General features: G+C 32.4%; 8 protein-coding genes and 1 tRNA gene. 8 read left to right on the forward strand and 1 reads right to left on the reverse strand.

Annotation, left to right across the window (positions count from 1 at the left end):
- Positions 1-111: 111 nt before the first annotated feature.
- On the reverse strand, positions 112-342 hold the full coding sequence (locus tag HMPREF9402_RS14935) for a YjcZ family sporulation protein (protein WP_269146109.1): 231 nt from the start codon (positions 340-342) through the stop codon (positions 112-114).
- 176 nt (positions 343-518) lie between these two features.
- Here HMPREF9402_RS14935 and HMPREF9402_RS12535 point away from each other — a divergent pair, with 176 nt between their 5' ends.
- The 8 genes from HMPREF9402_RS12535 (at position 519) to HMPREF9402_RS12570 (ending at position 4,542) form a co-directional block, all read left to right on the forward strand.
- A complete protein-coding gene (locus tag HMPREF9402_RS12535) occupies positions 519-1,814 on the forward strand; it encodes an FtsW/RodA/SpoVE family cell cycle protein (protein ID WP_009607538.1) in 1,296 nt (431 codons plus the stop codon).
- Positions 1,815-1,958: 144 nt separating this feature from the next.
- The gene (ylbD, locus tag HMPREF9402_RS12540) at positions 1,959-2,417 is read left to right on the forward strand and encodes a spore coat protein YlbD (protein ID WP_006785289.1); all 459 of its coding nucleotides are present in this window, start codon (positions 1,959-1,961) and stop codon (positions 2,415-2,417) included.
- Between the two features lie 10 nt (positions 2,418-2,427).
- A complete protein-coding gene (locus tag HMPREF9402_RS12545) occupies positions 2,428-2,649 on the forward strand; it encodes a YlbE-like family protein (protein ID WP_006785290.1) in 222 nt (73 codons plus the stop codon).
- A gap of 52 nt (positions 2,650-2,701) precedes the next feature.
- Positions 2,702-3,103 (forward strand): YlbF family regulator, encoded by a 402-nt coding sequence (locus HMPREF9402_RS12550; protein WP_009607537.1) that lies wholly within the window; start codon positions 2,702-2,704, stop codon positions 3,101-3,103.
- Between the two features lie 21 nt (positions 3,104-3,124).
- On the forward strand, positions 3,125-3,346 hold the full coding sequence (locus tag HMPREF9402_RS12555; protein WP_006785292.1) for a DUF2129 domain-containing protein: 222 nt from the start codon (positions 3,125-3,127) through the stop codon (positions 3,344-3,346).
- A gap of 119 nt (positions 3,347-3,465) precedes the next feature.
- Positions 3,466-3,735, forward strand: coding sequence for a 30S ribosomal protein S16 (gene rpsP, locus HMPREF9402_RS12560; RefSeq protein WP_211101859.1), 270 nt, complete (start codon positions 3,466-3,468; stop codon positions 3,733-3,735).
- A gap of 14 nt (positions 3,736-3,749) precedes the next feature.
- Entirely contained in the window at positions 3,750-3,992 is a 243-nt protein-coding gene (locus HMPREF9402_RS12565) for a KH domain-containing protein (protein ID WP_237701284.1), read from the forward strand.
- 473 nt (positions 3,993-4,465) lie between these two features.
- Positions 4,466-4,542 (forward strand) — tRNA-Arg (locus HMPREF9402_RS12570).
- Positions 4,543-4,550 lie beyond the last annotated feature (8 nt).

Here is a 4,550-nt window from a genome sequence, read left to right on the forward strand (position 1 = left end):
CATTATTATTTCCTCCTTCAGTTTGAAACTTCAATATATCATATGTAGTTTAAGAAGAATAGTTAATCGTTTTTCTTCTTATTTATGAATCAGTTTACAAGGGATTTTCAATTAGCAGTCACATCCAAAACCGCTATTATTTCCACCACCGAAGCCATGACTACATCCGATGATTACTAATAAAATAAATAAGACGAGAATAAGAGCGAAGTTATTACTACATCCACTACCAGTACTGTAAACCGGCATAGGATAAGCAACGGGTGCATACCCACCATAACCGTATCCACTTGCATAACCACCATAACTATAGTTGTTTCCTGTTCCGTAATTGTACATCATTTATCCCTCCTTCATTCCTGATTACACTGTATTATACGTAAAATGACGAACTTGGTTCATGCAAAGGGATAGATAAAATTATAAATATCCTAAAACTATCAGTTTGGTTTACCTATTAAAACATGGTAAAATAGTAATACATTGAATTTTTTTCTATATTATAGAGGAGAGCTAATATGAAGTTTAAAGGTAAAGTTAAGAAACAGAAAAAGAAGTTTACTTTCAAACCCATGATAGAGCGGGCACAAAAGTTAGATAAAGTGGTTTTAATTCTTGTGTTTGCCTTATTTGGAATTGGATTACTGATGATATATAGCATAACGAGTATTTCAATTTATAATGGAGCAGCGGATGATACATTGTTTTTTGTTAAAAAAACAGTAGTAAGTGGAGTTATTGGGATTGTTGGAATGATATTCTTAGCCTTAATCCCGTATAATGTATTGAAATTTTTTGCTTTTTTAGCAACAGTACTTTGTCCTCCGATTTTAATCTTTACTTTGATATTTGGTAAAGGTTCAGGAGCTTCCAATGTAAGAAGTTGGATTAAAATTGGTCCTTTATCCATTCAACCAGCTGAGTTTGTCAAATTAGGTGTCATATTGGCTCTAGCATGGTTTATTACATACAGTATCAAACAAAATAAATATCATCTAAGGTCTTTTAAGAATATCGGAACGATAGAAAATTTCCAAGGATTTTTAGTTAATGGTATAAAGTATTTATCAAATAGTTTTTTAAGGGTATTACTTTATTTAGGATTTTGTACAGGCTTAGTTTTAATCCAGCCAGACTTAGGTTCAGCTCTGATTATCTTTGGAATTGGTGTCATTATATTTATGTGTAGTGGAATTGATTTTAAAGTCATTATGACACTTATTGGGATGGCTTTATTAATTATTATTCCATTAATTCTAAGTTTAAAGGATTATCAGATGGATCGATTTTATATTTGGTGGGATCCATTTAATCATGATAATGGACTTCAAAATGTCATGGGGTACACGGCCATTGCACTTGGAGGATTGTTTGGAGTAGGGATTGGTAATAGTACACAAAAATATGGTTATGTAATCGAGCCCCATACCGATATGATCAGTACGATTTTAATTGAAGAGTTGGGAGTTGTTACAATTTTATTAATCATGGTGGCGTATTTAGTCATTGTAGCTCGCTGTTTCTTAACCGCGTTTAAATGTAAGGATTTATTTGGTTCTTTAGTTTGTATCGGTGTCGGTGCCATGTTTTTATTACAGCCGGTTATTAATTTAGGGGGAGCTAGTGGAACCATTCCACTAACCGGGGTGACGCTGCCGTTTATTAGTTATGGAGGAACTAGTTTAATGGTATTGTTCTTCACTATCGGTGTTTATCTAAATGTTAGAATTGAAATGCTCTCAAAATTGAAAACTGAGCAAAGTAATGCAACCGTTACCGAATTATTAAAAACAAATATTATTCCCTTTAAATAGTCTAAGTCTCAGTCACATACTGAGACTTTTTTTCATATAATAGAAAAGATAAAGGCGATTGTTCATATAAATTAGGAAAATTAGTCACCAATGGGGTGGACATTGCCTATAATATAGTGACTAATTGTAGCGAGGTGAGAGAAAGTGGACAGTCAATTAGATGAATTTAAAAGCTTCGTACGTAAATATCCTGGATTAAAAAATGATGTTCGAAGTGGAAAAGCAACATGGCAGTCAATCTATGAGGAATGGTACTTGTATGGAGAAGATGATAGCCAATGGGAAAAATACAAAGAAGTTACACAAGAAAGTAATCAAAGCGCGCCAGCTACGGATAAGACAAAAAGTGAAACGAAATCAACAACTACATCTAATAGTAGCTCTGCAACACTATCGGGGACAGAAATGATGGCTCAAGCATTTCAGTATCTTCAAAAAATGGATATGAATAAAGTTCAACAAACCATGACGACCGTACAGAAATTTATTCAACTTTTCCAAACGATGCAAGGTGGTAAGGGAGCCGGTACGGCTGCAGGATTAGGAGCAGCAGCTAGTCAAAAACAATCATTCCCTGGTTTATTCTCAAAATTTGATGATTAGGTGATGGAATATGGACGTAATGTATCAAATTGTTAATAATATTGAACAAAGAGACTATATTAGAATGTATCCATTCTGGTATAAAGAATTAAACAGAAATCCTGAAAGATATCAAGACTTTGTGAACGAAATTGAAACGTTAAAAAAACAAGCAACGCCTTCGCGTTTACAAAAATTTGAACAACAACTTAACTTTGCACAACTGATGTTGAAGATGTTCTCTAGTAAGTAAAATGATTAGTCATCTGAATTTGGTTATGATATAATTAGGAAGGTGATGAAAAATGTTAAATACTAGTGAATATCTTGAATTATCTGAACTGTTAGTGGAAGAAATTATCTCACTACCAGTAATTAAAAGATATAAAGAACTACAACATGAAATAGATAAAAGCCCTGAAATTAAAACTTTAGTTTCAAAATTTGAAAAAGCAAAATCGGCATATGAAGATGTTCAACGCTATGGTTCTAAACATCATCCTGATTATAAAGAGGTTACACAACAACTCATAGATGCTAAATCAAGTTTATTTCAACATACAGTCATAAAGGAATTTAAAAATTGTGAAAAAGAAATCCAAGAGATTTTAAATCAGATCGCTGTATATATGGAAAATTCGATTAAAGTAGACTACCCTAAAAAAGGTTCTTCTTGTGGATGTAGTGGTGGGAGTTGTTCACATTAATACTTTTAGGAGGAGAAATCATTGGATCAAAGACGCATTCAGATTATTGTTTATACGAAAAAGTCGAGTGTTCAACAAAAGATGTCTCAGTTTGGACATGTTGTCTATATCTCTAAAAAAATGAACTATGTTTGTCTTTATGTTAATGAATCACAAAAAGATAATATTGTCAGTAAAATCAAAAACCTTCACGGAGTACAAAAAGTAGAAGTAGGACCTGAGGGATTAGATGCAATAAAATAAAATTAAAGTGTTAAGTAAAAATGCTTGACACTTTTTTTTGTTCTTGCTATAATTTGAATTGTCGTGTTAAGGAAAAATACTTAACAGTATAATTTTGAAAATAATTGGAGGAATATATAATGGTAAAATTACGTTTAACTCGTATGGGTTCTAAGAAAAAACCTTTCTACCGTATCGTAGCATCTACATCAACTAGTCCACGTGACGGACGTTTCATCGAAGTAATCGGAACTTACAATCCAGTTGCTCAACCAGCTATCGTTTCAATCGATGAAGAATTAGCAATGAAATGGTTACGTAACGGAGCTCAACCAACTGATACAGTTCGTGCTTTATTCTCAGCTGAAGGAATCTTAACAAAATTCCACAACGAAAAATACGCTAAATAATTATGGAAGCATCGGTGAACTATATTTCATTAATTGAAAATTTGATTCGCCCGCTCATTCAACATCAAGAAGATCTACGTATAAAAGAGTTTCCTAGTGAAGATGAATACATTCTCTTTCAAGTTATGGTTAATAAGGAAGATATAGGACGTGTTATCGGTAAACAAGGTAAAACAGCAAATGCGATTCGCACAATTGCATATGCAGCGGGATCAAAGAATAGAAAAAAAATAAGAATTAATATCGATTCTTATTGATGATAAAGGTATGTCACTAGGCATGCCTTTTTTATTTTTTTAACAATGGATTAATTTGAAAAGCTCCCACACCTAAAATAAAGGTTTGCTATATATATTGAGTGAAAGGGAGGAATGGAAATGAAAAAAATATGTCAGGGTTTGAAATTTCGAAAGCAAATGTGTATGAAATATTAGGATTAATGTTAATCATAGAATTGATTAAGTGATTAGATAAGATTAATTTTTTGAGTACAATACATGTGAAGAAGCAAATAAATTGGTTGAACACTAGATTGATTTTATCGATGAAACTGAATTATTTAAAAACTATTAAAAGAATGTATAAATAGATAAAAACAGGGAAAACTAACTAGTGTAGTGCTAAAATAACATTAGTTAGAATTTTTTATTAAATAATGATTGACGTAGTTCGACAAGTAGTGTATTATAAGTGAGTACCAAATAACATGGTAAGCAACAAAAGTAAATAAGCGCCCATAGCTCAATTGGATAGAGCGTTTGACTACGGATCAAAAGGTTAGGGGTTCGACTCCTCTTGGGCGCGCCATAAAAAAA

Source organism: Turicibacter sp. HGF1, assembly GCF_000191865.1.
Classification (GTDB): Bacteria; Bacillota_I; Bacilli_A; order MOL361; family Turicibacteraceae; genus Turicibacter; species Turicibacter sanguinis.

Excerpts from the sequence above, each read along its gene's own strand:
- HMPREF9402_RS14935 (WP_269146109.1), bottom strand. The coding sequence starts at position 342 with ATGATGTACAATTACGGAACAGGAAACAACTATAGTTATGGTGGTTAT.
- HMPREF9402_RS12535 (WP_009607538.1), top strand. The coding sequence starts at position 519 with ATGAAGTTTAAAGGTAAAGTTAAGAAACAGAAAAAGAAGTTTACTTTC.
- HMPREF9402_RS12545 (WP_006785290.1), top strand. The coding sequence starts at position 2,428 with ATGGACGTAATGTATCAAATTGTTAATAATATTGAACAAAGAGACTAT.
- HMPREF9402_RS12550 (WP_009607537.1), top strand. The coding sequence starts at position 2,702 with ATGTTAAATACTAGTGAATATCTTGAATTATCTGAACTGTTAGTGGAA.
- rpsP (WP_211101859.1), top strand. The coding sequence starts at position 3,466 with ATGGTAAAATTACGTTTAACTCGTATGGGTTCTAAGAAAAAACCTTTC.